The sequence below is a fragment of the Pseudomonas sp. PS02288 genome (assembly GCF_029959715.1).
GTDB lineage: Bacteria > Pseudomonadota > Gammaproteobacteria > Pseudomonadales > Pseudomonadaceae > Pseudomonas_O > Pseudomonas_O kuykendallii.
Map to the genome: position 1 here is coordinate 226,577 of NZ_JASCPA010000001.1, position 23,619 is coordinate 250,195.

Genomic DNA, 23,619 nt, shown 5'->3' on the forward strand with positions numbered 1-23,619 from the left:
GGGTTAATTGGCTCATACGGTGAGCCGATTGTCGTCGCTATTCGGCTCACCGACCAGCGCGCGTGCAGGCTAGTGGGTGGCGATCCAGATCAGCAGGCCGGCCTGGAAGACCACGAACACGGCCAGGCAGGAAACGGTGAACCGCAGGGTGCCGTCCTCGCGCTTCATCGCACTGATGTTTTCTTCCTGCTTGCGCAGCTTCACATCCTGCTCGCGAAGGTTCTGGTCGGCCTGCTGGAGCATCGCCGCGGCGTCGAGCAACTCGATGATCTGGACCTTTTCCTGATTCCAGTCACCGAGCAGATCGCCAACCTGGGCGGCGGCGTAGCCGGCCTTGAGCTGCAGCGCGTCCGGATACTGCACGTCTACACCCTGGCTGCGCAGGAAATGGTCGCGGCGCTGCCGCAGCTCGTCGTTGAGCACGTCCTTGAGCGGCAGCGTGCCGGCGGCGATCTGATAGTGGCTCCAGCGCTGCTTCGCCCAACCGATCGCCTGGGCGAGCAGGAAACGACCGAGGCCGCGATTCTGCGGTTCGACCTGCAGGTCGTCGTGCCCCAGGTACACCACCTTGCGCTGATGGTCGGCCCAGACTTCCAGTACGTTCTGATCGCTGTGCACGATCTGGTTCGGCAACTGCAGCGTCAGCCGCAGCAGGCTTTGCTCGCGGCTATGCCGTTCAAGCCGGCCGAGCTGGACGAAGCGTAGCGGGCGCGGGCCGCTGAGGCGGTCGGTCGGCAAGGGCGCCAGGCGCAGCAGACGGAACTGATCAGCCGCAAGGCCCGCCCAGGGCCGCGCCCTAGTGGTTTCGTTCTCCGGCGGCTGGGAGGGGGTGTCGTTCATCGCGGCGTCCGTGGCTGCTGTCAGCGATTCTGGCCTGCGAGGGTTATCGGCCGCTCTGCGCGTTGCTTAAGGCGAGCGTGCGCCTGATGAACTCGACGATGCCATTGCCCAAGGCATTCGCCAGCGGCAGCTGCGGGTCGTTGTACGAGCCCAGTTGCCGCTCGCGAGCCGCCGGGACGATGCGCAGCACATGGTTCATTCCCGGCACCAGCAGCAGTTCGGCGTCCGGTTTGGCCGCCTGCAGCCGTTCGGCGTCCTCCACGGCGACCTGAATATCGTGCGTACCCTGCACGATCAGCGCCGGCACTTTCACGCTGGCGAAAGCGTTCGCCGGGTCCTGGCGGAACATCGAGATCAGGTACGGCTGCACGCTGGGGCGGAACAGTACCAGCAGCGGCTGCGGCACATCGTCGTGCTCGCGACCCTCCTTGAGTTCGGCGATCAGCCATTGGCTGTAGGCGAGCAACGGGGGCGGCAGCTTGCCTTGCAGCTGTTCGAGCAGCAGTGCATCCAGCGGTCGGCCGCTGCCCGAGATCGATACCAGCGCATCGGCGCCAGCGTTCTGCGCGGCGAGGCTGGCGATCAGGGCGCCTTCGCTGTGGCCGATCAGGATAAGCGCGCCGAAACGCGGGTCGGCCTTCAACTGCCGGCTCCAGGCGACGGCGTCCTCGGCGTAGCGCTCGACGCTCAGGCTGCGCTCGTCCGGCCCCGCGGGCTGGCTGGCGGCGATCCCGCGCTTGTCGTAGCGCAGGCTGGCGATGCCGTTCCTGGCCAGCACCTGCGCCAGGCGTTTGAGGCTGTCGTTGCGCATTTGCGGATTGTTGCCGTTGCGGTCGGTCGGCCCGGAGCCGGCGATCAGCAGCGCAACGGGCAGGCGCTGGTCGCTCTTGGGCAGCATCAGGCTGCCGTGCAGCGTGCCGCTCGGGGTGTCCAGCTCGACGCTGCGGTTGAGGATGGTCTGGGCGAAGGCGAGAGGCGTGAGCATGGTCAGCAACAGGCAGAGGAATGAGCGCATCGGGGTCCGTTCCGCGAGGGTGGTCAGGGCGTGGCGGGGCAGTATGCGCGAGCCGGGTGGGCGGCGAAACCGCCGCAGGCTCGGTTATACTGCCGGCCCTTTTTCGTTTCAGGCCATCGAGGAGCCCTGCATGTCCGGCAATACCTTCGGCAAGCTGTTCACCGTCACCACCGCCGGCGAAAGCCACGGCCCGGCGCTGGTCGCCATCGTCGACGGCTGCCCGCCGGGGCTGGAACTGAGCCTGGAAGACCTGCAGTGCGACCTCGACCGGCGCAAGCCCGGCACCAGTCGGCATACCACCCAGCGCCAGGAAGCCGACGAGGTGGAAATCCTCTCCGGCGTGTTCGAGGGCAAGACCACCGGGCACTCCATCGGCCTGCTGATCCGCAATACCGACCAGAAGTCCAAGGACTACTCGGCGATCAAGGACCTGTTCCGCCCGGCCCACGCGGACTACACCTACCACCACAAATACGGCATCCGCGACTACCGGGGCGGTGGTCGCAGCTCGGCGCGCGAGACGGCGATGCGCGTCGCCGCGGGCGCCATCGCCAAGAAGTACCTGGCGACGATGGGCATCTCGGTGCGCGGCTACATGAGCCAGCTGGGGCCCATCGAAATTCCCTTCAAGGGTTGGGAAAGCGTCGAGCAGAACGCGTTCTTCAGTCCCGACCCGGACAAGGTGCCAGAACTGGAGGCCTACATGGACCAGCTGCGCCGCGATCAGGATTCCGTCGGCGCTAAGATCACCGTGGTCGCCGAAGGCGTGCCGCCGGGGCTTGGCGAGCCGATTTTCGATCGCCTCGACGCGGAGCTGGCGCATGCGCTGATGAGCATCAACGCGGTGAAGGGCGTGGAAATCGGCGCCGGTTTCGCCTGCGTCGCCCAACGCGGCACCGAGCATCGCGACGAGCTGACGCCGGCGGGCTTCCTGTCCAACAACGCCGGTGGCGTGCTGGGCGGCGTGTCCTCGGGGCAACCCATAGTCGCGCACCTGGCGCTCAAGCCGACCTCCAGCATCACCACGCCGGGCCGTTCGATCGATGTCGACGGCAATCCGGTCGAGGTCATCACCAAGGGCCGCCACGACCCCTGCGTCGGCATACGCGCCACGCCGATCGCCGAGGCGATGATGGCCATCGTGCTGCTCGATCACCTGCTCCGTCATCGTGGGCAGAACGCTGACGTCCGGGTGGCCACGCCGGTACTCGGCCAGCTGTGACCGCCGCCGTATTGCCGTACTGGCGGCTGTCAGGCTTCTACTTCTTCTATTTCTGCCTGCTCGGGGGTACGGCGCCGTTCCTGGGTCTGTACTTCGCCCATCTGGGTTTTTCTCCGGCGCGAATCGGCGAGCTGGTGGCGATTCCCATGCTGATGCGCTGCATCGCCCCGAACCTGTGGGGTTGGCTGGGCGACGTGACCGGACGGCGCCTGGCCATCGTGCGGTTCGGCGCGGTGTGCACGCTGGCCGGCTTCGCGCTGATCCTGTTCGACAAGCGCTACGCCTGGCTGGCGCTGGTTATGGCGCTGCACGCGTTCTTCTGGCACGCGGTGCTGCCGCAGTTCGAGGTGATCACCCTGGCGCACCTGCGCGAGCAGGCGGCGCGCTACAGCCAGATCCGCCTGTGGGGTAGCATCGGCTTCATTTGCACGGTGGTCGGGCTGGGCGAGCTGTTCGACCGGTTCAGCCTGGACAGCTATCCCTGGGCGCTGATCGTGATCATGCTCGGCATTCTCGCCAGCAGCCTCTGGGTGCCGGATGCGCGTCCCGAGTTTCGCGGGCCGAGCCTGGGCGAGGGGGGATTCATCGCCCAGTTGCGGCGTCCCGGCGTGGCTGCGTTCTACCTCTGCGTGGGGCTGATGCAACTGTCCCACGGCCCTTACTACACCTTCCTCAGCATCCACCTGGAAACGCTCGGCTACAGCCGCGCGACCATCGGCCAGCTGTGGGCGCTGGGCGTGGTGGCGGAGGTCATTCTGTTCATCGGTATGGCGCGGATACTCGGGCGCTTCTCGCTGCGCCAGGTGCTGCTCGCCTGCTTCCTGCTGGCTGCGCTGCGCTGGCTGCTCCTGGGCGGGCTGGCCGGACACCTGTGGGTGTTGCTGCTGGCGCAACTGATGCACGCGGCGACCTTTGGCGCCTTCCACGCCGCGGCGATCCACTTCGTCCAGCGCAGCTTCGGGCCGCGCCAGCAGGGCCAGGGCCAGGCGCTGTACGCTGCCCTTGCCGGCATCGGTGGCGCGCTTGGCGCGGTGTATTCGGGCTACACCTGGAACACCCTGGGCGCGTTCTGGACCTTCGCCATCGCCAGCCTGGCGGCGCTGGGCGCGGCGGCGATCATCGCGCTGCCGACCAGATCGACGCCGGGCTGAGGCCGGCCCTCCGTCTACCTGATCCGCCGCTCCGGCCGTTACACTGGCTGCCCCGTGCGCTGCTGCGCCGAGCGCTCCCCGATGCTGGAGAACTGCATGAGCCGCCTGTCCGTCTACCACCTGTCGAATCCCCAGTCGCCGAACAAGGTGCTCAGCCACTTCGAGGACATCGCCTCGACCCTCAATGCGGTCGGCGTGCGCTTCGAGCGCTGGGAGGCCACGCAGCCGGTTCGCCCCGGCGCCGAACCGGACGCGGTGATCGCCGCCTACCGGGTGCAGATCGACCGCTTGATGAGCGAGCGCGGTTACCTCGCCGTGGACGTGGTCAGCGTCAACCGTGACCACCCGCATAAGGCCGAGCTGCGCGCCCGGTTTCTCGAGGAACATCGGCATGCCGAGGACGAGGTGCGCTTCTTCGTTGCCGGCCGCGGCCTGTTCAACCTGCATATCGACGACTACGTCTATGCCGTGCTCTGCGAGAAGAACGACCTGATCTCGGTGCCGGCCGGCTCCCGACACTGGTTCGACATGGGCGAGGAGCCGGATTTCATCGCCATTCGCCTGTTCAACGACCCGCAGGGTTGGCAGGCGTCCTTCACCGGCGACTCGATTGCCAGCCAGTTCCCGCCGCTGGAGTACTGACGGTGGGCGGCCACTGCCGGTGGGTGAGGGCGCCTGCTTCGTGGATTGTGCTGAACCTCTGACCGCCTGTCGCGATCCTAATGAGACCGATCATTAGGAGAAATCTCATGGATGCGTTTGGTGGTGTGCTTGGCTTGATCATCTTTGCCCTGGACATCTGGGCGATCATCAACGTGCTGCGCAGCGGTACGGATACCGGCAAGAAGATCCTCTGGATTCTGCTGATCGTGATCCTGCCTGTGCTGGGGCTGATCATCTGGGCCGTCGCCGGCCCGCGCGGCAGCGGCTCCGCGCGACTCTGAGGAGCCCGACATGGGAATGACCTACGGCGCCATCGGTGCGGTGCTCCTGGCGTTGCACCTGTGGGCCATCTACCAGGTGCTGAGCAGCGACTCGGCGCGACGGGTCAAGGTGATATGGATTGTGCTGATCGCCCTGTTTCCCGTCCTGGGGTTGTTCAACTGGTTCGTGATGGGACCGCGGGCGCATCGCCTCGCGCGCTGACCTCAGAACGCCAGTCTGGCCTGCGCCGGCAGGCTGGCGCCTTCCAGCTCCAGCAACAGTGCCTTGCGCGCCAGCCCGCTGGCGTACCCGGTCAGGCTTCCGTCGCTGCCGATCACCCTGTGACAGGGAACGATCACGGCGAGCGGATTGGCGCCATTGGCTGTGCCGACCGCGCGAACGGCGCTGGGCCGACCGATGCGTTCGGCCTGCTGGCGATAACTGCGGGTTTCGCCGAAGGGGATTTCCAGCAGCGCCTGCCACACCGCCCGCTGAAACGTCGTGCCCCGCGGCGCCAACGGCAGGTCGAAACGGCGCCGCCGGCCGCCGAAATACTCGTCCAGTTGCCGACACGCCTCATCCAGCTGGCGTTCCGCTTGCGTCCAGCTCGTCTGCGGCGGCAGATGCGTCTGCTCGTCCATGTGCACAAGGTTCAGTCCGGCGTCGCTGCCGACCAGCAGCAAGCGACCGAGTGGGCTGTCGAGGTAGCGGTAGTGCATGGTCAGGCTCCCGAATAGTTGTGCCAGAGGTGCAGCGCCGCATAGGCTCGCCAGGGGCGCCAGGCCTCTGCGCGGGCCTGGAGCTGGCGGGCGCTGATGCCGGACGCGCCCCACAACGGCGCGTTCAGCAGGCCGAGGTCGGCGGCGGGGAAGGCGTCCGCCGCGCCGAAGCCGCGCAGGGCGATGTATTCGGCGGTCCAGGGGCCGATGCCGGGCAGTTCGCGCAGGCGCCTCACCAGATCCTCCGGGCCGTCTTCCACATGCAATCGCAGCGCACCCTTGGCAACTGCAGCGGCGAAGCGCTGCAGTGTCTGCACCCGTTTGCCGGGCATGCCGATGAGCGCGAGGTCGGCGTCGGCGATCGCGGCGGGCGTGGGAAAGAGCCGCTGTGGCTGGTCAGCCGGCGCGTCGGGCAGCGTTTCGCCGAGACGTTCCACCAGTCGCCGGGTGATGGTCACTGCCGCCTTGACGGTGACTTGCTGGCCGACGATGGCACGCACCGCCTGCTCGAACGGATCGAACGCGGCGGGAAGGCGCAGCGGCGGGTGACCCGCCAGCAGCGGGCCGAGCAGCGCATCGTTGCCCAGGTGCGCGGCGATCCTGCCGAGGTCGGCGTCCAGGTCGAACATCCGGCGCACCTTGGGCACCAGTGCCTGGGTCAGCTCGCGGGCTTCGGCGCCGACGGTCAGCGCCAGGGCGTGCTCGTCGGGCAGCGGGCTGACGGCGAACCAGCTACGCACCTCGCCCAGGCGAAAGCTGCGGGCGTAGCGTTGCTCGTCCAGTAGCTCGACGCCCGGCAGCAGCCGCTGGGCGAAGAAGCGTTGGAAATGCTGCCAGTGCCACGGGGGCAGATAGGGCAGGCGCAACGTTTGGTGGTGGTTGGAGAGGTCGTTCATGGGCGGACTGTAGCAGCGTGGCGCGGCTCGCCTGCAACGAAACGCGCTTTCATACTTGCGCGCGTCCGACAAAAGGCGAGGACGCCGGCGTCGCCGCAAGGTCCATTGAAATGAAGCGGCGGCAGGGTTCGCGGGATGACGCTAACCTGCAGGAACGGGCTTCGGCATGCGCCCCACGGCATGCCACCCGGGAACGTCCGCCAACCGGTCGCTCCGCGCTTCACGCCCCGCTTGATTCCGTACGGCATCGCCGCGTGCCGAGAGGCGTTCGCCTCACGACGAGAAGGTCAATCGAGCCATCGCCTGAGAGGAGTTCATTGCATGAGCACAACCTTCCAAGATGATGTCAGCACCTCCGTACTGCGCCGCATGAAAGAAGGCGGCTTCGACTTTGCCCGCGTCCATCCGATCGAGTTCTACGCCTTGTTCCCCGACGAGGACGGCGCCCGTTCGGCCGCCACGAATTTTCGTGGCGAATCCCTGAATACGCAGATTTCCCCGCTGGATGACGGTATCTGGCACCTGCAGGTCAGCAAGGTGATGTACGCCACCCACGAGGGCATCGACGACTTCGAGCAGGGGCTCGAATCCGTCGTCGAGCCTCTGGGCGGCGTACTCGATGGCTGGGGCGTGACTCAGGAGCTGTCCGCCCCCGGCGCCTGATCCACGCACGCGGGCGCCGGCCTCGGTCGGTGCCCCGCGCTCGACCTGTCGCGACCCTTCCGCCAGACTGGCGACAAACTGGAGGGGCCATGAGCGATATCCTGATTCTTACCCACGCTGATTTCTGTTCACCCGGCCACCTGGCCGAAACGCTCGATGCCCAGGGCCTGGCGTTCGACGTGCTGCGCGTCGATCAGGGCGAACTGGACGGCTACGACCTCGACCGTCCACGCGCCGTAGCGGTGATGGGCGGACCGATGAGCGTCAACGACCCCTTGCCCTGGTTGGTCACCGAAGACGTTGCGTTGCGGCATTTCATCGAGCGCGACATTCCTCTGATCGGCCATTGCCTGGGCGGGCAACTGCTGGCGAAAACGCTCGGTGCCCGCGTCATGCGGATGCCCTACAGCGAGATCGGCTGGCAGACCCTGCGCCGCTGCGATGGCGAGCGTGCCAGCCCATGGCTCGACGGGCTGGCCGACTCTGTGGAGGTGTTCCAGTGGCATGGCGACACCTTCGAGTTGCCGGCCGGTGCGCAACGGCTGTTCGCCAGCGACTGGTGCGGCAACCAGGGTTTCGCCTGGGGTGACAAGGTGCTGGGCCTGCAGGGGCACCCCGAGATGACCGAGGAACTGGTGCGCCTGTGGGTGGGCGATTGGGGCCACCTGCTCGACAGCCGCCAACCCAGTCAGCAAAGCGGCGCTCAGATGCTGGAAAACCTTTCTGCTCGCGTGGGCGCCCTCAATCGGGTGGCCGACGTTTTCTATCGTCACTGGTTGAAACTGGCTCTGCGGGAAACCGTCTGATGGGGAGGAAATAGGTCGGCAAGGTGGGGATGAACAGGAGCTGCCCCGTCCGCCGCAGACGCTTTCAAATGGGGCGTCGTGCTGATCAGGTATTGCCGTGCGTGCGCAGGTTTGGTGCAAGGATATTTGAGTTGTTCTTCAACTCATTGAATTAATTGGTTTTTACCGCTGGCATGAGGCTTGCGATGCTCTTGCTGACCGGACAAGGAGTACGGCATGTCCCGCAATTTTTTTGACGAGATGCACGATGCGAACGGCGACTGCCGGGCGCACTACCGGGAGTTCGCCCGCTGGCTGGCGGAAACGCCTGAAGAGCAACTGGCGCAGCGCCGCCGCGAAGCCGATCTGCTGTTCCACCGTGCCGGTATCACCTTCACCCTTTACGGTGACGAGCAGGGTACCGAGCGACTGATTCCCTTCGACATCATTCCCCGCAGCATTCCCGCGAGCGAATGGCGCATCGTCGAGAAGGGCTGCATTCAGCGCGTCCAGGCGCTGAACATGTTCCTCGCCGACCTCTACCACGAGCAGCGCATCATCAAGGCCGGGATCATTCCCGCCGAGCAGGTGCTGGCGAACGAGGGCTACCAGCTGGCGATGCGCGGGCTGAACCTGCACCGCGATATCTACGCGCACATCGCCGGGGTGGACCTGGTACGCGACGGTGACGGCAGCTACTACGTGCTGGAAGACAATCTGCGCACCCCGAGCGGCGTCAGCTACATGCTCGAAGACCGCAAGATGATGATGCGGCTGTTCCCCGAGCTGTTCTCGGCGCAACGCATCGCCCCGATCGGCCATTACCCGAACATGCTGCTGGACACCCTCAAGTGCTCCAGCCCGCTGGATAACCCCAGCGTCGTAGTGCTGACGCCGGGCCGCTTCAACAGTGCCTACTTCGAGCACGCGTTCCTCGCCCGCGAGATGGGCGTGGAACTGGTGGAAGGTGCGGACCTGTTCGTCCGCGACGAGAAGGTATTCATGCGCACCACCGCCGGCGCGCGCCCGGTGGACGTGATCTACCGCCGCCTCGACGATGCCTTCCTCGACCCGCTGGCGTTCAACCCGGACTCCATGCTCGGCGTGCCCGGGCTGCTGTCGGCCTATCGCTCGGGCAACGTGGTGCTGGCCAACGCCATCGGCACTGGCGTGGCGGACGACAAATCGGTCTATCCGTTCGTCACCGACATGATCCGCTTCTACCTCAGCGAGGAGCCGATCCTGAAGAACGTGCCGACCTGGCAATGCCGCAAGCCGGCCGAGTTGTCCCACGTACTGGCCAACCTGCCTGAGCTGGTGGTCAAGGAAACCCAGGGTTCCGGCGGTTACGGCATGCTGGTCGGCCCGGCTGCCAGCAGCGCCGAGATCGAGGATTTCCGCCAGCGCATCATCGCCCGGCCGGAGGCCTACATCGCGCAGCCAACGCTCAGCCTGTCGACCTGCCCGACCTTCGTCGAGAAGGGCATCGCGCCGCGCCACATCGACCTGCGCCCCTTTGTCCTGACCGGCCGCGAAACGCAGCTGGTTCCCGGCGGTCTTACCCGAGTGGCCTTGCGCGAGGGATCGCTGGTGGTCAACTCGTCGCAGGGCGGTGGAACCAAGGACACCTGGGTAGTGGAGGATTAAGGGAATGCTTTCGAGAACGGCCTCTGACCTGTACTGGATGTCACGTTACCTGGAGCGCGCGGAGAACCTCGCGCGCATGCTCGACGTCAGCTACTCGCTGTCGTTGATGCCGCACGACGGACGCGGCGACGGCCTCGACGAACTGGCGATGCCGCTGCTGATCACCGGCACCTTCGACGATTACCTCGAGCTGCATGGCCAGCTCAACGCCGAGCGCATGCTGCACTTCTTCGCCTTCGATGCGAACAACCCGGCGAGCATCTACAGCTGCCTGGGCGCCGCACGCACCAATGCGCATGCCGTACGCGGGCGCATCACCGCGGACATGTGGGAAAACATCAACGCCACCTGGCTGGAAATGCGCGGCATCGCCCAGCAGGGCCTTGGCGGCTACGGCATCAGCCGGTTCTGCGAGTGGGTCAAGGAGCGTTCGCACCTGTTCCGTGGCGCCACCTTCGGCACCATCATGCGCAGCGATTCCTACCGCTTCATCCGCCTGGGAACCTTCATCGAGCGCGCCGACAACACCCTGCGCCTGCTCGATGCGCGCTATGAGCTGCTCGGCGAGGAAGACGACATCGATGACCGCTCGGCGCGCGCCTACTATCAGTGGAGCGCCTTGCTGCGCGCGTTGTCCTCGTTCGAGGCCTTCGCCGAGATCTACCGCGGCTCGCCGCATGCGCGCAAAGTCGCCGAACTGCTCCTGCTGCGTCCGGACGTGCCACGCTCGCTGCGCGCCTGCCTGGAAGAGCTGAACCTGATCCTTTCCAGCCTGCCCGGCGACAACGGCCGGCCCGCACAACGACTGGCCGCGGAAATGGACGCCCGCCTGCGTTACAGCAGCATCGAAGAAGTGCTCAACGGCGAGGAAGGCCTGCACGGCTGGATCACCGAGTTCATCCAACTGGTGGGCCAGCTCGGAAGCGCCATCCATATTTCCTATCTGGAGGCGGCATGAGACTGTCCATCAGCCACGACACCACCTATCACTACGATGATCAGGTGCGCACCAGCATCCAGTACCTGCGCCTGACGCCCCACGACAGCGAGCGCCAGCACGTACTCAACTGGCAGCTCAGCCTGCCGCGCCCGGTGCGCGCGCAGCTCGATCCCTTCGGTAACATCCTTCACGTGCTGACTGTGGACGAACCGCACGATGACCTGATCATCAGCGCCAGCGGCGAAGTCGACATCGACGAGCACTGCGAAGCGGAGCACGACGACCAGTCGGCGTATCCATACCTGCGCTTCACCCGACTGACCCAGCCGGACGAGGCGCTGCGCGAGTTCGCCCACCAGCAGTGCAACAGCCACCGCGATCGCGATGCGCTGATCCGCCTGATGAATGCACTGAGCGAACGGATCGTCTACACCCCCGGCTCGACCAAGGTGGACAGCAGCGCCGCCGAAGCCTTCGCCGGCAAGAGCGGCGTCTGCCAGGACCATACCCACGCGTTCCTCGCCTGCGCGCGCAGCCTGGGCATTCCGGCGCGCTACGTCTCCGGCTACATCTACACCGAGGAAGCCGGCCACCTGGCCAGTCACGCCTGGGCGGAAGCCTGGCTGAACGACGCCTGGTACAGTTTCGACGTGACCAACGGCCTGTCGCGCCCGGAGCGCCACCTGAAACTCGCCGTAGGACTGGATTACCTCGATGCCTGCCCGGTACGCGGCATGCGCCGTGGCGGCGGCGTCGAGCAGATGCACGCCAAGGTGCTGGTGTCGCCGACCCTGTCGCAATCGCAATCCCAGGGGCAATCGCAGGGTCAGACCCAGCAGTGAGGGCCCGCCGCGCGCAATCGGCGACGATGCGCGCTGCTCAAGTTGTAAAATGAGTGCTCCAGGCTGTCTGTGCAAAACCGACAACCTGGCGCTCAATCAACTCGAGATCACTCATTCATGACTTACTGCGTCGCCATGAACCTCGCCGATGGCCTGGTTTTCGTCTCCGACTCGCGCACCAATGCCGGCGTCGACCACATCGCTACCTTCCGCAAGCTCTACGTGTTCGGCGTGCCGGGCGAGCGATTGATCGTGCTGCAGACCGCCGGCAACCTGGCGACCTCGCAATCGGTGGTCAACCTGCTGCGCCAGCGGCTCAATGGCGATTGCCCGCACCTGTACAACGTGACGACGCTGTTCGACGCCGCGCGGCTGGTCGGCCAGACGATTCGCGAGATGAGCGAACACGATTCGCGCCAGGATGGCGGCGTCGACATGAGCTGTTCGTTCCTTCTCGGCGGGCAGATCAAAGGTCAGGAGCCGGGCCTGTTCAACCTCTATCCGCAGGGCAATTTCATTGCCGCAACGCCGGATACCCCCTATTTCCAGATCGGTGAGAGCAAGTACGGCAAGCCGATCCTCGACCGCGCGCTGACATTCCACTCACCGCTGGACGAAGCCCTGCGCTGCGCGCTGATCTCCTTCGACTCGACCATCCGCAGCAACCTCTCGGTGGGCATGCCGCTGGACCTACTGGTGTACCGGACGGACAGCCTGGAAGTGCCTAAGGGTTATCGCGTGGAGGAGGGCGACGCCTATTTCGAGGGCGTGCGCGGGCAGTGGGGCGAGGGCCTGCGCGAGTTGCTTGGGCAGTTGCCGGAAACCCCGGACGACTACCGCGAGTGAATGAAAAAGGGCCGCGCTGCGGCCCTTTTGGTGGGTGAGCACCGCCGCGGCGGCCTCACTCGTCGCGACCTTCCATCATCGTGCGCTTGAGCAGCAGGTAGATCGCGCCCGTTCCGCCATGCCGCGGTGTGCACGAGGCGAAGCCGAGCACCTGCGGATGCTGGCGTAGCCAGGTGTTGACGTGGCTCTTGATCATCGGCCGCTTGCCATCGACGCGCGCCGCCTTGCCGTGGGTGACGCGGGCGCAGCGCACTTCGTGCTTGGCGGCTTCGGCGAGGAACTCCCAGAGGATTTCCCGCGCCTTTTCCACGCGCATGCCGTGCAGGTCCAGGCTGCCCTCGAACTCGATCTGTCCGGCCTTGAGCTTGCGCATCTGGCTTTCCTGGACACCGTCGCGCGCCCAATACAGTTCGTCCTCGGCGCCCACATCGATGACGAACTGGTCGGACAGCCCGTCCACCTTGACCCGGTCGTTGGGCTGGATCGCGTTGTGCCGCCGGCTGGCCACCTGCAGGCGATCGGCCCGCGGTTTGCCGGTATCGGCGATGTCCACCTGGATGCGCCTGACGCCGCGCATCTGCGCGGCGAACAGGTCGATGTCGTCGTCTTGCATGTCGTCCTCCTTGGGACGGCGCAGTCTATCAGCGGCCCTTCGCCCAGTCGCTCGTCGCGCGGGCGCCAGGGTTGGAAACACTTGCGGAGATCGGAAGGCGCCCGCGATCTCACGCCTGGCGTGACCGACGTCAGCCGCGCTTCTTCAGGAGGTGCGGGGCGATGCTCAGGTCGTTGCCGGCCTGCAGACTGCGACGGCACTTGCGCCAGAGCTGGATCGCCAGCAACAGGAGAAACAGGCCGCCGCCGAGCAGCACGCCGGCTTCGCTCGTGGTGTCGTTGAATTCGCCCAGTACCAAGGGATGGCCGAGCAGGGTGGCCGCGCCGGTGAACCCCATCAGCAGGCCGACGATGCCGAACAGCAACGCGAGCAAGGCCGCGAAGCGCCACAGCCAGCGGCTGGGCTTGCGTGGCCGCAGAGTGCGGGCGTAGCTATCGGTTAACTTCATTCAGAACCCTTTCCTTTCGAATATCGGCCTATGACTCGCCTGGGGCGGTCGGGTTCCTCGGCGCGCCGCAGCGCGTCCGATTCAGACCAGGGCCTTGGCGTCGGCAACCACGGTGGCGAAGTTGTCGGCGAGGGCGGCGACCTCGACCTTGTGCAGGTCGGCGGCGGAGAGGCAGGACGCGCCCATGGGCACGTCGCGGGTTGCGCAGGCACCGTCCACCAGGGTGCAGCGGTAACCGTAATCCTTGGCGGCACGCACCGTGGTGCTGACGCTGGAATGGGTCATGAACCCGCAGACGATCAGATCCAGATGACCGATGGCGAGCAGGCGGTCATGCAGGTCGGTGCCGGCGAATGCGTTCGGCAGGCGTTTTTCGACCACGGTTTCACCGGCCTGCGGGGCCAGCCCTGGCAGGAAGTCGCCGCGCGGCCCCTGCGGGTCGAACAGGCCGCCGGGAATGCCCAGGTGGCGCACGTGGACGACCGGACGACCGAGCTGGCGCGCGGCGGCGAGCAGGCTGGCGATCTCCTCGACCGCCGGTTGCAGGCCGGGCAGGACCATCGCACCGCTGCGATACTCTTCCTGCGCATCGATGATCAACAGCGTGGCGTTACTCAGGGTGGCCGGTGCATAACCACGGCCGCTGAGCTGGAACAGGGTTTGCGGCATGGACATGGCGGGAATCCTCTTAATGCAACATCTGCCAATTGTCACCTGCTGGCCCGCGGAAGTGAATCGTTAAAACCCCGGCACCCGGTCCGCGCCGTTTCAGGGCTTTCCCGTGCGGTGTTTCAGCGCCGGCCTTGGGCTAAACTTGCGCTTTTTTGCCTTGGAGCACCGCCGTGACCGCTTCGTCTTCCTGCCTGCGCAGCCTGCGCGATCACATTCGCTGGGCCGTCAGCCGTTTCCATGCCGAGGAACTGTTCTTCGGGCATGGCACCGACAACGCCTGGGACGAGGCACGCGAACTGGTCCTCGGTGCATTGCACCTGCCCTACGAAATCGCCGACAGCTACCTCGATTGTCGGCTGGAGGATGACGAGCGCGACGCCCTTCAGGAATTGCTGCGGCGGCGCATCGAGGAGCGCGTGCCGACCGCCTACCTGCTTGGCGAAGCGTGGTTCTGCGGGCTGCCGTTCCTGGTAGACGAACGTGTCCTGGTGCCGCGCTCACCCATCGCCGAACTGATCGACGGGCATTTCACGCCCTGGCTGGCGGATGAGCCGAAACGCGTCCTCGACCTCTGTACCGGTTCCGGCTGCATCGGCATCGCCTGCGCCTATGCCTTTCCGGAGGCGGAAGTGCTGCTGGCGGACCTGTCCTTCGATGCCCTGGAAGTCGCCAACCAGAACATCGAGCGGCATGACCTCGAGGCGCGCGTGCATACGGTCCAGGGCGATGGCTTCGACGGCCTGCCGGGTCAGCGTTTCGACCTGATCGTCTCCAATCCGCCCTATGTCGATGCCGAGGATTTCGCCGACATGCCCGCCGAGTACCACCACGAGCCGGCGATGGGGCTGGCCTGCGGTGATGACGGCCTGGATCTGGTGCGGCGAATGCTCGCCGAGGCGGCGGATCATCTGACCGAGCGCGGTCTGCTGATCGTCGAGGTCGGCAACAGCCAGGTGCATGTCGAGGCGCTGTATCCGGAAGTGCGTTTCACCTGGCTGGAATTCGCCCGGGGCGGCCACGGCGTATTCCTTCTCGGCGCCGCCCAGTGCCGCGAGCACCAGGCCCTGTTCCGCTCGCGGGTTTCTGGCTGACGGCGCAAATGCCATCGCGCGTGGCACAACTGGCTGATTGAAAACCAAGCAAGCGCTAGGTAAGGTCGTCGCTGACCCTACCGGAGCGATGCCATGTCTGCCTGCCAGGAATACTTCGAGCCCTCCCACCAACTGGTGCGCGATTCGGTGCGGCGCTTCGTCGAAAGGGAAATCCTCCCTCAGGTCGACGTCTGGGAAGAGCAGGGCAGCTTTCCCCTGGCGCTTTATCGCCAGGCGGGTGCGGCGGGAATCCTCGGCATCGGGTATCCGGAGGCATTCGGCGGCAGCCATGAAGGCGACCTGTTCGCCAAGGTGGCCGCCAGCGAGGAGCTGATGCGCTGCGGCTCTGGCGGCCTGGTGGCCGGCCTGGGCTCGCTCGACATCGGCTTGCCGCCGGTATTGCGCTGGGCGCTTCCGGCGCTGCGCGAGCGTGTGGTTCCAGCCGTCCTGGCGGGGGAAAAGGTCATCGCCCTGGCGGTCACCGAGCCTTCTGGCGGCTCCGACGTGGCCAATCTGAAGACCCGCGCGGTGCGCGAGGGGGATTTCTATCGGGTCAGCGGCAGCAAGACTTTCATCACCAGTGGCGCGCGCGCGGACTATTACACCGTGGCGGTGCGCACCGGCGACGTGGGATTTGGCGGGATAAGCCTGCTGCTGATCGAGAAGGGCACACCTGGATTCCGGGTCGGGCAGCCGCTGAAGAAGATGGGCTGGTGGGCATCGGATACCGCCGAGTTGTTCTTCGAGGATTGCCGGGTGCCCCGGGGAAACCTCATCGGCGTGGAAAATGCCGGCTTCGCCTGCATCATGGCGAACTTCCAGTCGGAGCGACTGGCGTTGGCGATCATGGCCAACATGACGTCGCAGATGGCTCTGGAGGAGGCGATGCGCTGGGCGCGCGAGCGCAGTGCCTTCGGCAAGCCGATTGGCAAGTTCCAGGTACTCAAGCACCGCCTCGCGGAAATGGCCACGCAGCTGGAGGGCTCGCGCGAGTTCACCTACCGCCAGGCGACGAAGATGGCCGCGGGCAAGTCGGTGATCAAGGAAATCTCCATGGCCAAGAACATCGCCACCGACGCCGCCGAGCGCATCACCCATGACGCGGTGCAGATTCTGGGCGGCATGGGTTACATGCGCGAAAGCCTGGTGGAGCGGTTGTACCGGGACGTGCGGATTCTTTCGATTGGCGGCGGCTCGAGGGAGATCATGAACGAGATCATCGCCAAGCAGATGGGGCTTTAGTCGGCAGGCGGGCAAATTGCAACCCGGCCCTGGGGCATTCATGCAGTTTGAAACTCGACAATGCCGGCAGTCCGATGCAAGTCATTGTTTCGTAAGGGGGCCTCGGATTCTGTAAGCTGGCTCGGAGCTTGCTGATGTCATGCAATTCCAGCGATCCGGATAGCCATGATGTTCAGCGCCAGCCCGCACTCCCAGGATCGGACGGCCTTCGTGCCGAACGACTCGACGATGATCCGCGACAGACTTGCGGCGATGGTTCAGGCCGAGTTGCCGAATTTCCCCGCGCCGGTGATTTCCGCCTGTATTCCCTTTGCCGCCGGCGATAACGGCTGGCCTCCGTTACCGGGCAGTGAAATGGCCACGGTGGTTGCCCGGCTGGAAGGGGTGTTCAATGCGCCAGTGGCGCAGTGGAACCGTATCCAATGGCGGAGCGAGGCGCTGCGACCATCGGCTTTCGTGTTCTCCGAGGAAACCGTCAACGGCCTGCTCGATCTGGTGCGGACCCACGCCGGAAACGAGGAGACCTTCCTCAGTCGCTTCATTGGCGAGGACAGCCGCCAACGCTTCTGGCGCGAGGTCCGCTGCCTGCTTTCGACGGGCGACTTTTCCGAGCCGCCGGTTGTGGTCGGCGATCAGCGCAACGCCTACCTGGTGGACGGCAGCCATCGTCTGGCCGCCTATGCCTTCGTGCACGAATGCGCGGGCGTACGGCAGGTCTTCGAGAGCGAGCACAAGACCAGCGTGCCGTTGCTGGAGCGTCCGCTGTTTTGGATCGCCGCGCCGCTCTGAGCGAACGATCAGTCCGTGACGCCGCCGATCTTGTTGCCCGTCCTGCTCGACCTGCGCGCACCGAGGCGCGTCGCCGCCGTGACCAGCCGCTGATAGAGCGCCGGCAGCAGCCGCTGCATCCAATCCGCAGCACGGGCATCCGAACCGATGAGAATACGCCGGCGATCGCGCAGCACGCCGTCGAGGATCACCGCCGCCGCCCGCTCAGGTGTGGTTCGCAGCAACTGGTCGTGGAACTGCTGGCGCGCCTTCTCGCTGTCCTGGCCGGTGATCGCCGCCAGGCTGTCATTCATCCGCGCGGTTTTCGCGATGTTGGTGCGTATCCCGCCGGGGTGCACGCAACTGGCGGATACACCGGAGGCCGCGAGGTCCAGCTCCTGGCGCAGGGATTCGGTGAAGCCGCGCACCGCGTACTTGCTGGCGTTGTAGGCGCTCATGCCTGGCTGGGCGAAGAGGCCGAAGACGCTGGAGACGTTGATGACATGTCCGTCCCCGGAGGCGCGCAGGTGAGGCAGGAACGCCTTGCTGCCGTGCACCACTCCCCAGAAGTTGATGCCCATGACCCATTCGTAATCGGACAGTTCGCTGCCTTCGACCGTGCCGCCGTGGGCGACCCCGGCGTTGTTGAAGATGAGGTTGATCCTGCCGTGTTCGGCCGCTACCTGGCCCGCCCAGAGCTGCATGGCGACGGCATCGCTGACGTCCACGCGGGATTCGCTCACCTGCACGCCAAGCGTGCGGGCCTGTTCGGCGGTATGTCGCAACGAGTCCTCGTTCACATCGCTGAGTGCCAGGTGGCAACCGCGACGCGCCAAGTCCAGGGCCAGCGCTCGGCCGATGCCGGAACCGGCGCCGGTGATGGCGGCGACCTTGTTGGCGAACGTCTTCATGCTTCGACTTCCTGCGGTTGAACGGCAGGCCGAGGCGCGAGGACTGGCTGCGGTTTCGCGAAGTGGTAGGCGTCGGCGTCGAAGTGCCTGGTCAATTGGCGGAAACGCCAGGTGAATCCGGGCCACACCGTGCAATTGCGACCGCTGAGGGGGTGCAAATACCAGCTCTTGCAACCGCCGGAATTCCATACCGTATTGCCGAGGTCGTTCTGCAGCGTTCCGTTGAATCGGCGCTGTGCCTCGGCCCTGACCTCCAGGCTCGACAGCCCGTCGCGCTGCAGGTGTTCCAGAGCGCCGAGCACGTAGCCGATCTGCGATTCGATCATGTAGACCATCGAGTTGTGCCCGAGCCCGGTGTTGGGGCCCATCAGGAAGAACAGGTTGGGAAAGCCCGCGGTGAGCGTGCCCTTGTAGGCCTCCGGGCCGAGCGGCCAGGTGTCGAGCAGGTCGACGCCGTCGCGACCGAAGATAACCCCGCGCGGCAGCGGATCGCTGGGCGTGAAACCGGTGCCGAAGATGATCGCGTCGACGGGTCGCTCCGTTCCGTCCAGATCGACGATGCTGTTGGCGCGGATCTCGCGGATCCCGCTGCTGATCACGGTGACGTTGGGCCGGGTCAGCGCGGGGTAGTAGTCGTTGGAAATGAGCACGCGCTTGCAGCCCATCACATAGTCCGGCGTGAGCGTGGCCCGCAGCGTCGGGTCCTGGACGTGCTTGTGAAGGTGTCGCTTGGCGATCTCCGCGGCGAACTTCATCAGTCGAGGACTGAGGGAGAAGCCGATCACTCGGCTTTCCAGCATGCCGTAGAGCGCACCGCGCCAGGCCTTCTGCAGCAAGGGAAAGCGTCTGAAACGCCCCTGCTCGCGCGCGCTGATCGCTCGGTCCGGCTTGGGCATGATCCACGGCGGCGTGCGTTGGTAGAGGTCCAGGTGCGCGACCCGCGGCTGGATTTGCGGCACGAACTGGATCGCCGAGGCGCCAGTGCCGATCACCGCCACGCGCTTGCCGGTGAGGTTGTAGTCGTGGTCCCACTGCTGCGAGTGGAACCGGGCGCCGGCGAAGTTCTCCTGCCCGTTCAACGTCGGAATAGCGGGCGTGGACAAGCCGCCCATGCCGGAAACGACGAATTGCGCGCTGTAGTGTCGGCCATGGCGATCTTCGATCCGCCAGCGCTGTTCGGGCTCGTCCCAGCTCAGGCGCGTGATTTCGCAGCTCAGCCGGGTTTTCTCCTGTAGGCCGTACTTCATCCAGCAGGCTTCCAGGTAGCTTCTGATTTCCGGCTGGCGGGCGAACATCCGTGTCCAGTTCGGGTTCGGCTCGAAGGAAAACGAGTAGAGGTGGGATTGCACGTCGCAGGCGCAACCGGGGTAGTTGTTGACTCGCCAGGTCCCGCCGACACCTTGGTCCTTCTCGAACAGCAGGAAGTCCTGCTCGCCGCGTTGTTTCAGGCGCATTGCCATGCCAAGGCCGGAAAACCCGGTGCCGATGATGGCGATCTTGCAGCGCGTGATGGGTGTTGTAGCCGCGGGGAGCGTCATGGCTGGAATCCTCTTGTAGTTCGTCGCCATCGAGAGCGACTCCACGAAAGGTAGACAACTGTATACCTATAGCGCAACCTAACCTCCGTTGGGTGCACGTCGCGAGGCAAACGATGGTTCGGCTTCAGCAGGAAAGGGCAGTGGGGAAGCAACAGTTGATGCAGGCGGCGCTACGCCTGGTGGCGGGGTCGCGCAGCCTGGGCAGCTTGGGTTTGCGCGAGCTCGCGCGCGAAGCGGGGCTCAATCCAAATACCTTCTATCGGCATTTCGACAGTCTCGATGCGCTGGGGCTGGCGCTTATCCAGGACCTCTCCGAGCATTTGCGCCAGCCGCTGCGCGAATTGCGTCGGGAGGCCGCGCAGCGCGCGCAAGCGAACGGACCGATAGGGCCGATGGTGCTGGGGGGCGACCTGGGGCACAGTCGCCTGGTGTGCCGCGAAACGGTTCGCCTGTACTTCCGTTTCGTCGAGCAGAATCCCAGCGGTTTCATCGTGGGTGTCCGCGAGTTGCACGGTGCTTCCCCGGTCCTGCGCGCCGCGTTGCGCGAGGTGATGGAGGCGTTCGCCCGTGACATGGCCGAGGATATGCTGGAGCTCGGGCTTCTTGGCGGGCTCGAGGGGGAAACGCTGCTGCGGCTGTCTTCGCTGGTCAGTCGCCACCTGTTCCAGTCGTCACTGGACTATCTGGAGCAGGTGGATCGGCGCGCCGCGCTGAGTGCCGAGGCGGAAGAGATGATCATCGATCTGTTCATCGGCGCGAGCCTGCTCGACGGCCTGGAACGGCGCACCTGAGCCGCGATTCAGCGTTCGTCGAGGGCGAATGCGGTGAGGGTGAAGGTAGAGATACCGGTGTCGCTCAGCTTGGTCGAGCCGCCCAGTTCCGGAAGGTCGATGATCGCGGCGGCTTCGTAGACGCTGGCGCCCATGCGCTTGACCAGGTTGGCGGCGGCGATCAGCGTCCCGCCGGTGGCGATAAGGTCATCCATCAGCAACACGGAGTCGCCCTCGCACAGGCTGTCGCGCTGCACTTCGATGACCGAATCGCCGTATTCGGTGGAATAGGTTTCCACCAGCAGATCGGCCGGCAACTTGCCCTTCTTGCGGAACAGGATCAGCGGCTTGTTCAGCTCGTAGGCGATGATGGGGCCTAGCAGGAAGCCACGGGCATCGAGGGCGCCGACGTGACTGAATTCTGCTTCCACATAGCGCTGGATGAAGCTGTCCACGACCATTCGCAACGCGCGCGGCGACTGGAACAGCGGCGTGATGTCGCGAAACACCACGCCCGGCTTGGGGAAGTCCACGACCGGACGGATAACGGATTTGATGGCGAATTCGTCGAAGATCATCGAGGAACCTGTGACTTGAGTGGGAACTGGCGCCATGGCGCGCCAAGATAAACGCGCCTGGGCAAGGAGGCCGCAGGCGCGTCGTTTGAATCGGATCGGAGGGGAGGATCAGCCCTCCAGATTGCCGCCGGCCAGGGCACACAGCTCGATTGGGTCGAGGATGTGAACTTCCTTGCCCTCAGCAGCCAGCAGACCGTTCTGCTGGAAGCGGGTGAACACGCGGGAGACGGTTTCGACCGCCAGGCCGAGGTAGTTGCCGATCTCGTTGCGCGACATCGACAGACGGAACTGGCTGGCGGAAAAGCCGCGGGCGCGGAAACGCGCGGACAGGTTGACCAGGAAGGTGGCGATGCGCTCGTCGGCAGTCTTCTTCGACAGCAACAGCATCATCTGCTGGTCGTCGCGGATCTCGCGGCTCATCACGCGCATTAACTGGCGACGCAGCTGCGGCAACTGTACCGAAAGCTCGTCGAGACGCTCGAAAGGTATCTCGCAAACCGAGGTGGTTTCCAGCGCTTGCGCGGAGACCGGATAGAGTTCCGTATCCATGCCGGAGAGGCCGACCAGCTCGCTGGGCAGGTGGAAGCCGGTAATCTGCTCTTCGCCGTCGTCGGTCACGCTGAAGGTTTTCAACGCCCCGGAGCGCACCGCGAACACGGAACCGAAGACATCTCCCTGGCGGAACAGGAATTCACCCTTTTTGAGCGGACGGCCACGCTTGACGATTTCGTCGAGCGCGTCCATGTCTTCCATATTCAGCGATAGCGGCAAGCACAGCGGAGCCAGGCTGCAATCCTTGCAGTGAGCCTGATGTTGTCCACGAACCTTGATCGACTCGGACATGAGGGGGTACCTGGTCTGACGAATTCAGCGGCAAGGTTACTCCAGCCGGGGAACAAGGGCCAGTCGACAGATGTCCGCCCCCGCTACAAGGGCGTCGGGGCAGGGGGCGCAGGGAGGTGTAGCGTGCCGAGCGTGCCTCTGCGATGCCGCAGAGGCATGCGCCGTCAGATGACCCGCGAGTAGCGCTGGGTGTTCTGCTGTGCGAGGTAATGATCGAACAGCATACAGACGGAACGTACCAGCAGGCGGCCCGAGGGACGAACCTCGATGCGTTCCTCCGTCAGGTCGATCAGCCCGTCGCGTGCCATCTGCTGCAGCTGCGGCCAGACTTCGGAAAAGTAGTTTCGGAAATCGATCGAGTAGGCTCGTTCGATGTCGGCGAAGTCCAGTTGGAACTCGCAGATAAGTTGCTGGATGACCGCCCGGCGGACCCGGTCATCCTCGTTGCACTGCAGTCCGCGCAGTGTCGCCAGTTGGTTGCTGTCCAGGCTCTGCTGGTAGTTGTTCAGATCGCTGCTGTTTTGGCTGTAAAGATCGCCGATCTGGCTGATGGCCGAGACGCCAAGACCGATCAGATCGCAGTGACCGTGGGTGGTGTAGCCCTGGAAGTTGCGCTGCAGGGTGCCATCTTCCTGGGCTATGGCCAGCTCGTCGTCCGGCAAGGCGAAGTGGTCCATGCCGATGTAGCGATAGCCTGCCGCGGTCAACTGGTCGATGCTGGTCTGCAGCATTTCCAGTTTTTTCGCCGGGCTTGGCAGCTCGGCAGCGTTGATCCGCCGCTGCGGCATGAAGCGTTCCGGCAGGTGCGCATAGTTGAACACCGACAGGCGATCCGGTTGCAAGGCGATGACTTCTTCGACTGTCCGGGCGAAGCGTTCCGGGTCCTGCTTGGGCAGGCCGTAGATCAGGTCGATATTTACCGAGCGGAACTGCAAGGTGTGTGCGGCATCGACGATGGCGCGCGTTTCTTCGAGGCTCTGCAGACGGTTCACGGCGCGCTGGACGTCAGGATCGAGATCCTGAACACCCAGGCTCACGCGGTTGAAACCGAGTTCGCGGAGCAGACCCATGGTCGACCAGTCGGCTTCGCGCGGGTCGATCTCGATGCCGTAGTCGCCTGAGTCGTCATCCAGCAGATTGAAGTGTTTGCGCAGATGGCCCATGAGCCGACGCAGTTCGTCGTGGCTAAGGAACGTCGGCGTGCCGCCGCCGAAATGCAGCTGCTCCACGGTCTGTTGCGGGTCTAGGTGACAGGCGATCAGTTCGATCTCTTTTTCCAGCCGCTCGAGATAGGGCAGTGCGCGACCACGGTCCTTGGTGACCACCTTGTTGCAGGCGCAGTAGTAGCAAATGTTGGCGCAGAACGGCACGTGGATGTAAAGCGACAACGGGCGCATGGCTTTGCGGCTGTCGCGAAGCGCATGAAGCAGATCGAACGAACCGACGCCGTTGTTGAACTGCACTGCCGTTGGGTAGGAGGTGTAGCGTGGTCCGGCCATGTCGTAGCGGCGGATCAGATTGGTGTCCCAGCAGATGGAGTTGTGCATTGCGGCGGTACCGTAGCATTCAGGTCGGGCAAGTCTAGGAGGCGCGGCCATGGGCCTCCTTGACCTGCATCAACCTGCTCTGGCAGTGGGCTTTTCGTACGTTCCGAG

General features: G+C 65.1%; 27 protein-coding genes. 15 read left to right on the top strand and 12 right to left on the bottom strand.

All coding sequences use genetic code 11. The features are described from left to right. Positions 1 to 69: 69 nt before the first annotated feature. On the bottom strand, positions 70 to 840 hold the full coding sequence (locus QMX85_RS01040) for a hypothetical protein (protein ID WP_282338312.1): 771 nt from the start codon (positions 838 to 840) through the stop codon (positions 70 to 72). Positions 841 to 883: 43 nt separating this feature from the next. Then, entirely contained in the window at positions 884 to 1,855 is a 972-nt protein-coding gene (locus QMX85_RS01045; RefSeq protein WP_282338313.1) for an alpha/beta fold hydrolase, read from the bottom strand. A gap of 130 nt (positions 1,856 to 1,985) precedes the next feature. Here QMX85_RS01045 and aroC point away from each other — a divergent pair, with 130 nt between their 5' ends. From aroC to QMX85_RS01070, 5 genes are all read left to right on the top strand, one after another. Continuing rightward, positions 1,986 to 3,077: a chorismate synthase gene (gene aroC / locus QMX85_RS01050; protein WP_282338314.1), complete on the top strand. Its 1,092-nt coding sequence runs from the start codon at positions 1,986 to 1,988 to the stop codon at positions 3,075 to 3,077. Beyond that, positions 3,074 to 4,228: an MFS transporter gene (locus QMX85_RS01055; RefSeq protein ID WP_282338315.1), complete on the top strand. Its 1,155-nt coding sequence runs from the start codon at positions 3,074 to 3,076 to the stop codon at positions 4,226 to 4,228. Before aroC ends, QMX85_RS01055 begins: the two co-directional genes overlap by 4 nt. Positions 4,229 to 4,324: 96 nt before the next feature. Further along, on the top strand, positions 4,325 to 4,870 hold the full coding sequence (locus QMX85_RS01060; protein WP_282338316.1) for an acireductone dioxygenase: 546 nt from the start codon (positions 4,325 to 4,327) through the stop codon (positions 4,868 to 4,870). Between the two features lie 107 nt (positions 4,871 to 4,977). Then, the gene (locus QMX85_RS01065) at positions 4,978 to 5,172 is read left to right on the top strand and encodes a PLDc N-terminal domain-containing protein (RefSeq protein WP_282338317.1); all 195 of its coding nucleotides are present in this window, start codon (positions 4,978 to 4,980) and stop codon (positions 5,170 to 5,172) included. A gap of 10 nt (positions 5,173 to 5,182) precedes the next feature. After that, entirely contained in the window at positions 5,183 to 5,374 is a 192-nt protein-coding gene (locus tag QMX85_RS01070) for a PLDc N-terminal domain-containing protein (RefSeq protein ID WP_282338318.1), read from the top strand. A 2-nt stretch (positions 5,375 to 5,376) separates the two neighbouring features. Here the strand turns inward: QMX85_RS01070 and QMX85_RS01075 are convergent, their stop codons facing one another. Together QMX85_RS01075 and QMX85_RS01080 are read right to left on the bottom strand one after the other, a co-directional pair. Further along, a complete protein-coding gene (locus QMX85_RS01075) occupies positions 5,377 to 5,871 on the bottom strand; it encodes a methylated-DNA--[protein]-cysteine S-methyltransferase (RefSeq protein WP_282338319.1) in 495 nt (164 codons plus the stop codon). A 2-nt stretch (positions 5,872 to 5,873) separates the two neighbouring features. Then, positions 5,874 to 6,767, bottom strand: a complete 894-nt coding sequence (locus tag QMX85_RS01080; RefSeq protein ID WP_282338320.1) for a DNA-3-methyladenine glycosylase — start codon at positions 6,765 to 6,767, stop codon at positions 5,874 to 5,876. 321 nt (positions 6,768 to 7,088) lie between these two features. On the opposite strand from QMX85_RS01080, the gene QMX85_RS01085 reads away from it, so the two are divergent. The 6 genes from QMX85_RS01085 (at position 7,089) to QMX85_RS01110 (ending at position 12,490) form a co-directional block, all read left to right on the top strand. Beyond that, on the top strand, positions 7,089 to 7,430 hold the full coding sequence (locus QMX85_RS01085) for a ribonuclease E inhibitor RraB (RefSeq protein WP_282338322.1): 342 nt from the start codon (positions 7,089 to 7,091) through the stop codon (positions 7,428 to 7,430). An 89-nt stretch (positions 7,431 to 7,519) separates the two neighbouring features. Further along, positions 7,520 to 8,236 (top strand): type 1 glutamine amidotransferase, encoded by a 717-nt coding sequence (locus tag QMX85_RS01090; protein WP_282338323.1) that lies wholly within the window; start codon positions 7,520 to 7,522, stop codon positions 8,234 to 8,236. Between the two features lie 216 nt (positions 8,237 to 8,452). Continuing rightward, on the top strand, positions 8,453 to 9,862 hold the full coding sequence (locus tag QMX85_RS01095) for a circularly permuted type 2 ATP-grasp protein (RefSeq protein ID WP_282338325.1): 1,410 nt from the start codon (positions 8,453 to 8,455) through the stop codon (positions 9,860 to 9,862). Positions 9,863 to 9,866: 4 nt separating this feature from the next. Beyond that, positions 9,867 to 10,820, top strand: a complete 954-nt coding sequence (locus tag QMX85_RS01100) for an alpha-E domain-containing protein (RefSeq protein WP_090229364.1) — start codon at positions 9,867 to 9,869, stop codon at positions 10,818 to 10,820. Continuing rightward, on the top strand, positions 10,817 to 11,644 hold the full coding sequence (locus QMX85_RS01105; protein WP_282338329.1) for a transglutaminase family protein: 828 nt from the start codon (positions 10,817 to 10,819) through the stop codon (positions 11,642 to 11,644). The genes QMX85_RS01100 and QMX85_RS01105 overlap by 4 nt, the downstream gene beginning before the upstream one ends. 117 nt (positions 11,645 to 11,761) lie before the next feature. Then, on the top strand, positions 11,762 to 12,490 hold the full coding sequence (locus QMX85_RS01110; protein WP_282338331.1) for a proteasome-type protease: 729 nt from the start codon (positions 11,762 to 11,764) through the stop codon (positions 12,488 to 12,490). Positions 12,491 to 12,545: 55 nt separating this feature from the next. On the opposite strand, the gene QMX85_RS01115 is transcribed toward QMX85_RS01110, so the two are convergent. The 3 genes from QMX85_RS01115 to QMX85_RS01125 form a co-directional block, all read right to left on the bottom strand. Beyond that, positions 12,546 to 13,103, bottom strand: coding sequence for a Smr/MutS family protein (locus QMX85_RS01115; RefSeq protein ID WP_282338333.1), 558 nt, complete (start codon positions 13,101 to 13,103; stop codon positions 12,546 to 12,548). A gap of 130 nt (positions 13,104 to 13,233) precedes the next feature. Continuing rightward, positions 13,234 to 13,551, bottom strand: a complete 318-nt coding sequence (locus tag QMX85_RS01120) for a hypothetical protein (RefSeq protein WP_282338334.1) — start codon at positions 13,549 to 13,551, stop codon at positions 13,234 to 13,236. Positions 13,552 to 13,632: 81 nt separating this feature from the next. Then, positions 13,633 to 14,226 carry a cysteine hydrolase family protein gene (locus QMX85_RS01125; protein WP_282338335.1) on the bottom strand — a complete coding sequence of 198 codons (594 nt, stop codon included), beginning with the start codon at positions 14,224 to 14,226 and terminating at the stop codon, positions 13,633 to 13,635. A gap of 167 nt (positions 14,227 to 14,393) precedes the next feature. Here QMX85_RS01125 and prmB point away from each other — a divergent pair, with 167 nt between their 5' ends. The 3 genes from prmB to QMX85_RS01140 all read left to right on the top strand — a co-directional run bounded on the left by prmB (position 14,394) and on the right by QMX85_RS01140 (position 17,345). After that, the gene (gene prmB / locus QMX85_RS01130; RefSeq protein ID WP_282338336.1) at positions 14,394 to 15,314 is read left to right on the top strand and encodes a 50S ribosomal protein L3 N(5)-glutamine methyltransferase; all 921 of its coding nucleotides are present in this window, start codon (positions 14,394 to 14,396) and stop codon (positions 15,312 to 15,314) included. A gap of 93 nt (positions 15,315 to 15,407) precedes the next feature. Next, positions 15,408 to 16,556, top strand: a complete 1,149-nt coding sequence (locus QMX85_RS01135) for an acyl-CoA dehydrogenase family protein (protein ID WP_282338337.1) — start codon at positions 15,408 to 15,410, stop codon at positions 16,554 to 16,556. A gap of 165 nt (positions 16,557 to 16,721) precedes the next feature. After that, on the top strand, positions 16,722 to 17,345 hold the full coding sequence (locus tag QMX85_RS01140; protein ID WP_282338338.1) for a hypothetical protein: 624 nt from the start codon (positions 16,722 to 16,724) through the stop codon (positions 17,343 to 17,345). 8 nt (positions 17,346 to 17,353) lie between these two features. On the opposite strand, the gene QMX85_RS01145 is transcribed toward QMX85_RS01140, so the two are convergent. After that, positions 17,354 to 18,235, bottom strand: coding sequence for an SDR family NAD(P)-dependent oxidoreductase (locus tag QMX85_RS01145; protein ID WP_282338339.1), 882 nt, complete (start codon positions 18,233 to 18,235; stop codon positions 17,354 to 17,356). Continuing rightward, positions 18,232 to 19,773: an NAD(P)/FAD-dependent oxidoreductase gene (locus tag QMX85_RS01150; RefSeq protein WP_282338340.1), complete on the bottom strand. Its 1,542-nt coding sequence runs from the start codon at positions 19,771 to 19,773 to the stop codon at positions 18,232 to 18,234. The genes QMX85_RS01145 and QMX85_RS01150 overlap by 4 nt, the downstream gene beginning before the upstream one ends. A gap of 113 nt (positions 19,774 to 19,886) precedes the next feature. Between QMX85_RS01150 and QMX85_RS01155 the strand changes: the two genes are divergently transcribed. Then, positions 19,887 to 20,564, top strand: coding sequence for a TetR family transcriptional regulator (locus QMX85_RS01155; RefSeq protein WP_282338341.1), 678 nt, complete (start codon positions 19,887 to 19,889; stop codon positions 20,562 to 20,564). Between the two features lie 8 nt (positions 20,565 to 20,572). On the opposite strand, the gene QMX85_RS01160 is transcribed toward QMX85_RS01155, so the two are convergent. From QMX85_RS01160 to hemN, 3 genes are all read right to left on the bottom strand, one after another. Next, entirely contained in the window at positions 20,573 to 21,121 is a 549-nt protein-coding gene (locus QMX85_RS01160) for an adenine phosphoribosyltransferase (RefSeq protein WP_273229221.1), read from the bottom strand. Between the two features lie 108 nt (positions 21,122 to 21,229). Further along, positions 21,230 to 21,964, bottom strand: a complete 735-nt coding sequence (fnr, locus tag QMX85_RS01165; RefSeq protein WP_090229335.1) for a fumarate/nitrate reduction transcriptional regulator Fnr — start codon at positions 21,962 to 21,964, stop codon at positions 21,230 to 21,232. A 164-nt stretch (positions 21,965 to 22,128) separates the two neighbouring features. After that, complete coding sequence (gene hemN, locus QMX85_RS01170; RefSeq protein WP_282338342.1) at positions 22,129 to 23,511, bottom strand: oxygen-independent coproporphyrinogen III oxidase; 1,383 nt, start codon at positions 23,509 to 23,511, stop codon at positions 22,129 to 22,131. Between the last annotated feature and the right edge of the window lie 108 nt (positions 23,512 to 23,619).

Excerpts from the sequence above, each read along its gene's own strand:
- QMX85_RS01040 (WP_282338312.1), bottom strand. The coding sequence starts at position 840 with ATGAACGACACCCCCTCCCAGCCGCCGGAGAACGAAACCACTAGGGCG.
- QMX85_RS01045 (WP_282338313.1), bottom strand. The coding sequence starts at position 1,855 with ATGCGCTCATTCCTCTGCCTGTTGCTGACCATGCTCACGCCTCTCGCC.
- aroC (WP_282338314.1), top strand. The coding sequence starts at position 1,986 with ATGTCCGGCAATACCTTCGGCAAGCTGTTCACCGTCACCACCGCCGGC.
- QMX85_RS01060 (WP_282338316.1), top strand. The coding sequence starts at position 4,325 with ATGAGCCGCCTGTCCGTCTACCACCTGTCGAATCCCCAGTCGCCGAAC.
- QMX85_RS01065 (WP_282338317.1), top strand. The coding sequence starts at position 4,978 with ATGGATGCGTTTGGTGGTGTGCTTGGCTTGATCATCTTTGCCCTGGAC.
- QMX85_RS01070 (WP_282338318.1), top strand. The coding sequence starts at position 5,183 with ATGGGAATGACCTACGGCGCCATCGGTGCGGTGCTCCTGGCGTTGCAC.
- QMX85_RS01075 (WP_282338319.1), bottom strand. The coding sequence starts at position 5,871 with ATGCACTACCGCTACCTCGACAGCCCACTCGGTCGCTTGCTGCTGGTC.
- QMX85_RS01080 (WP_282338320.1), bottom strand. The coding sequence starts at position 6,767 with ATGAACGACCTCTCCAACCACCACCAAACGTTGCGCCTGCCCTATCTG.
- QMX85_RS01085 (WP_282338322.1), top strand. The coding sequence starts at position 7,089 with ATGAGCACAACCTTCCAAGATGATGTCAGCACCTCCGTACTGCGCCGC.
- QMX85_RS01090 (WP_282338323.1), top strand. The coding sequence starts at position 7,520 with ATGAGCGATATCCTGATTCTTACCCACGCTGATTTCTGTTCACCCGGC.
- QMX85_RS01095 (WP_282338325.1), top strand. The coding sequence starts at position 8,453 with ATGTCCCGCAATTTTTTTGACGAGATGCACGATGCGAACGGCGACTGC.
- QMX85_RS01100 (WP_090229364.1), top strand. The coding sequence starts at position 9,867 with ATGCTTTCGAGAACGGCCTCTGACCTGTACTGGATGTCACGTTACCTG.
- QMX85_RS01105 (WP_282338329.1), top strand. The coding sequence starts at position 10,817 with ATGAGACTGTCCATCAGCCACGACACCACCTATCACTACGATGATCAG.
- QMX85_RS01110 (WP_282338331.1), top strand. The coding sequence starts at position 11,762 with ATGACTTACTGCGTCGCCATGAACCTCGCCGATGGCCTGGTTTTCGTC.
- QMX85_RS01115 (WP_282338333.1), bottom strand. The coding sequence starts at position 13,103 with ATGCAAGACGACGACATCGACCTGTTCGCCGCGCAGATGCGCGGCGTC.
- QMX85_RS01120 (WP_282338334.1), bottom strand. The coding sequence starts at position 13,551 with ATGAAGTTAACCGATAGCTACGCCCGCACTCTGCGGCCACGCAAGCCC.
- QMX85_RS01125 (WP_282338335.1), bottom strand. The coding sequence starts at position 14,226 with ATGTCCATGCCGCAAACCCTGTTCCAGCTCAGCGGCCGTGGTTATGCA.
- QMX85_RS01135 (WP_282338337.1), top strand. The coding sequence starts at position 15,408 with ATGTCTGCCTGCCAGGAATACTTCGAGCCCTCCCACCAACTGGTGCGC.
- QMX85_RS01140 (WP_282338338.1), top strand. The coding sequence starts at position 16,722 with ATGATGTTCAGCGCCAGCCCGCACTCCCAGGATCGGACGGCCTTCGTG.
- QMX85_RS01145 (WP_282338339.1), bottom strand. The coding sequence starts at position 18,235 with ATGAAGACGTTCGCCAACAAGGTCGCCGCCATCACCGGCGCCGGTTCC.
- QMX85_RS01150 (WP_282338340.1), bottom strand. The coding sequence starts at position 19,773 with ATGACGCTCCCCGCGGCTACAACACCCATCACGCGCTGCAAGATCGCC.
- QMX85_RS01155 (WP_282338341.1), top strand. The coding sequence starts at position 19,887 with ATGGTTCGGCTTCAGCAGGAAAGGGCAGTGGGGAAGCAACAGTTGATG.
- QMX85_RS01160 (WP_273229221.1), bottom strand. The coding sequence starts at position 21,121 with ATGATCTTCGACGAATTCGCCATCAAATCCGTTATCCGTCCGGTCGTG.
- fnr (WP_090229335.1), bottom strand. The coding sequence starts at position 21,964 with ATGTCCGAGTCGATCAAGGTTCGTGGACAACATCAGGCTCACTGCAAG.
- hemN (WP_282338342.1), bottom strand. The coding sequence starts at position 23,511 with ATGCACAACTCCATCTGCTGGGACACCAATCTGATCCGCCGCTACGAC.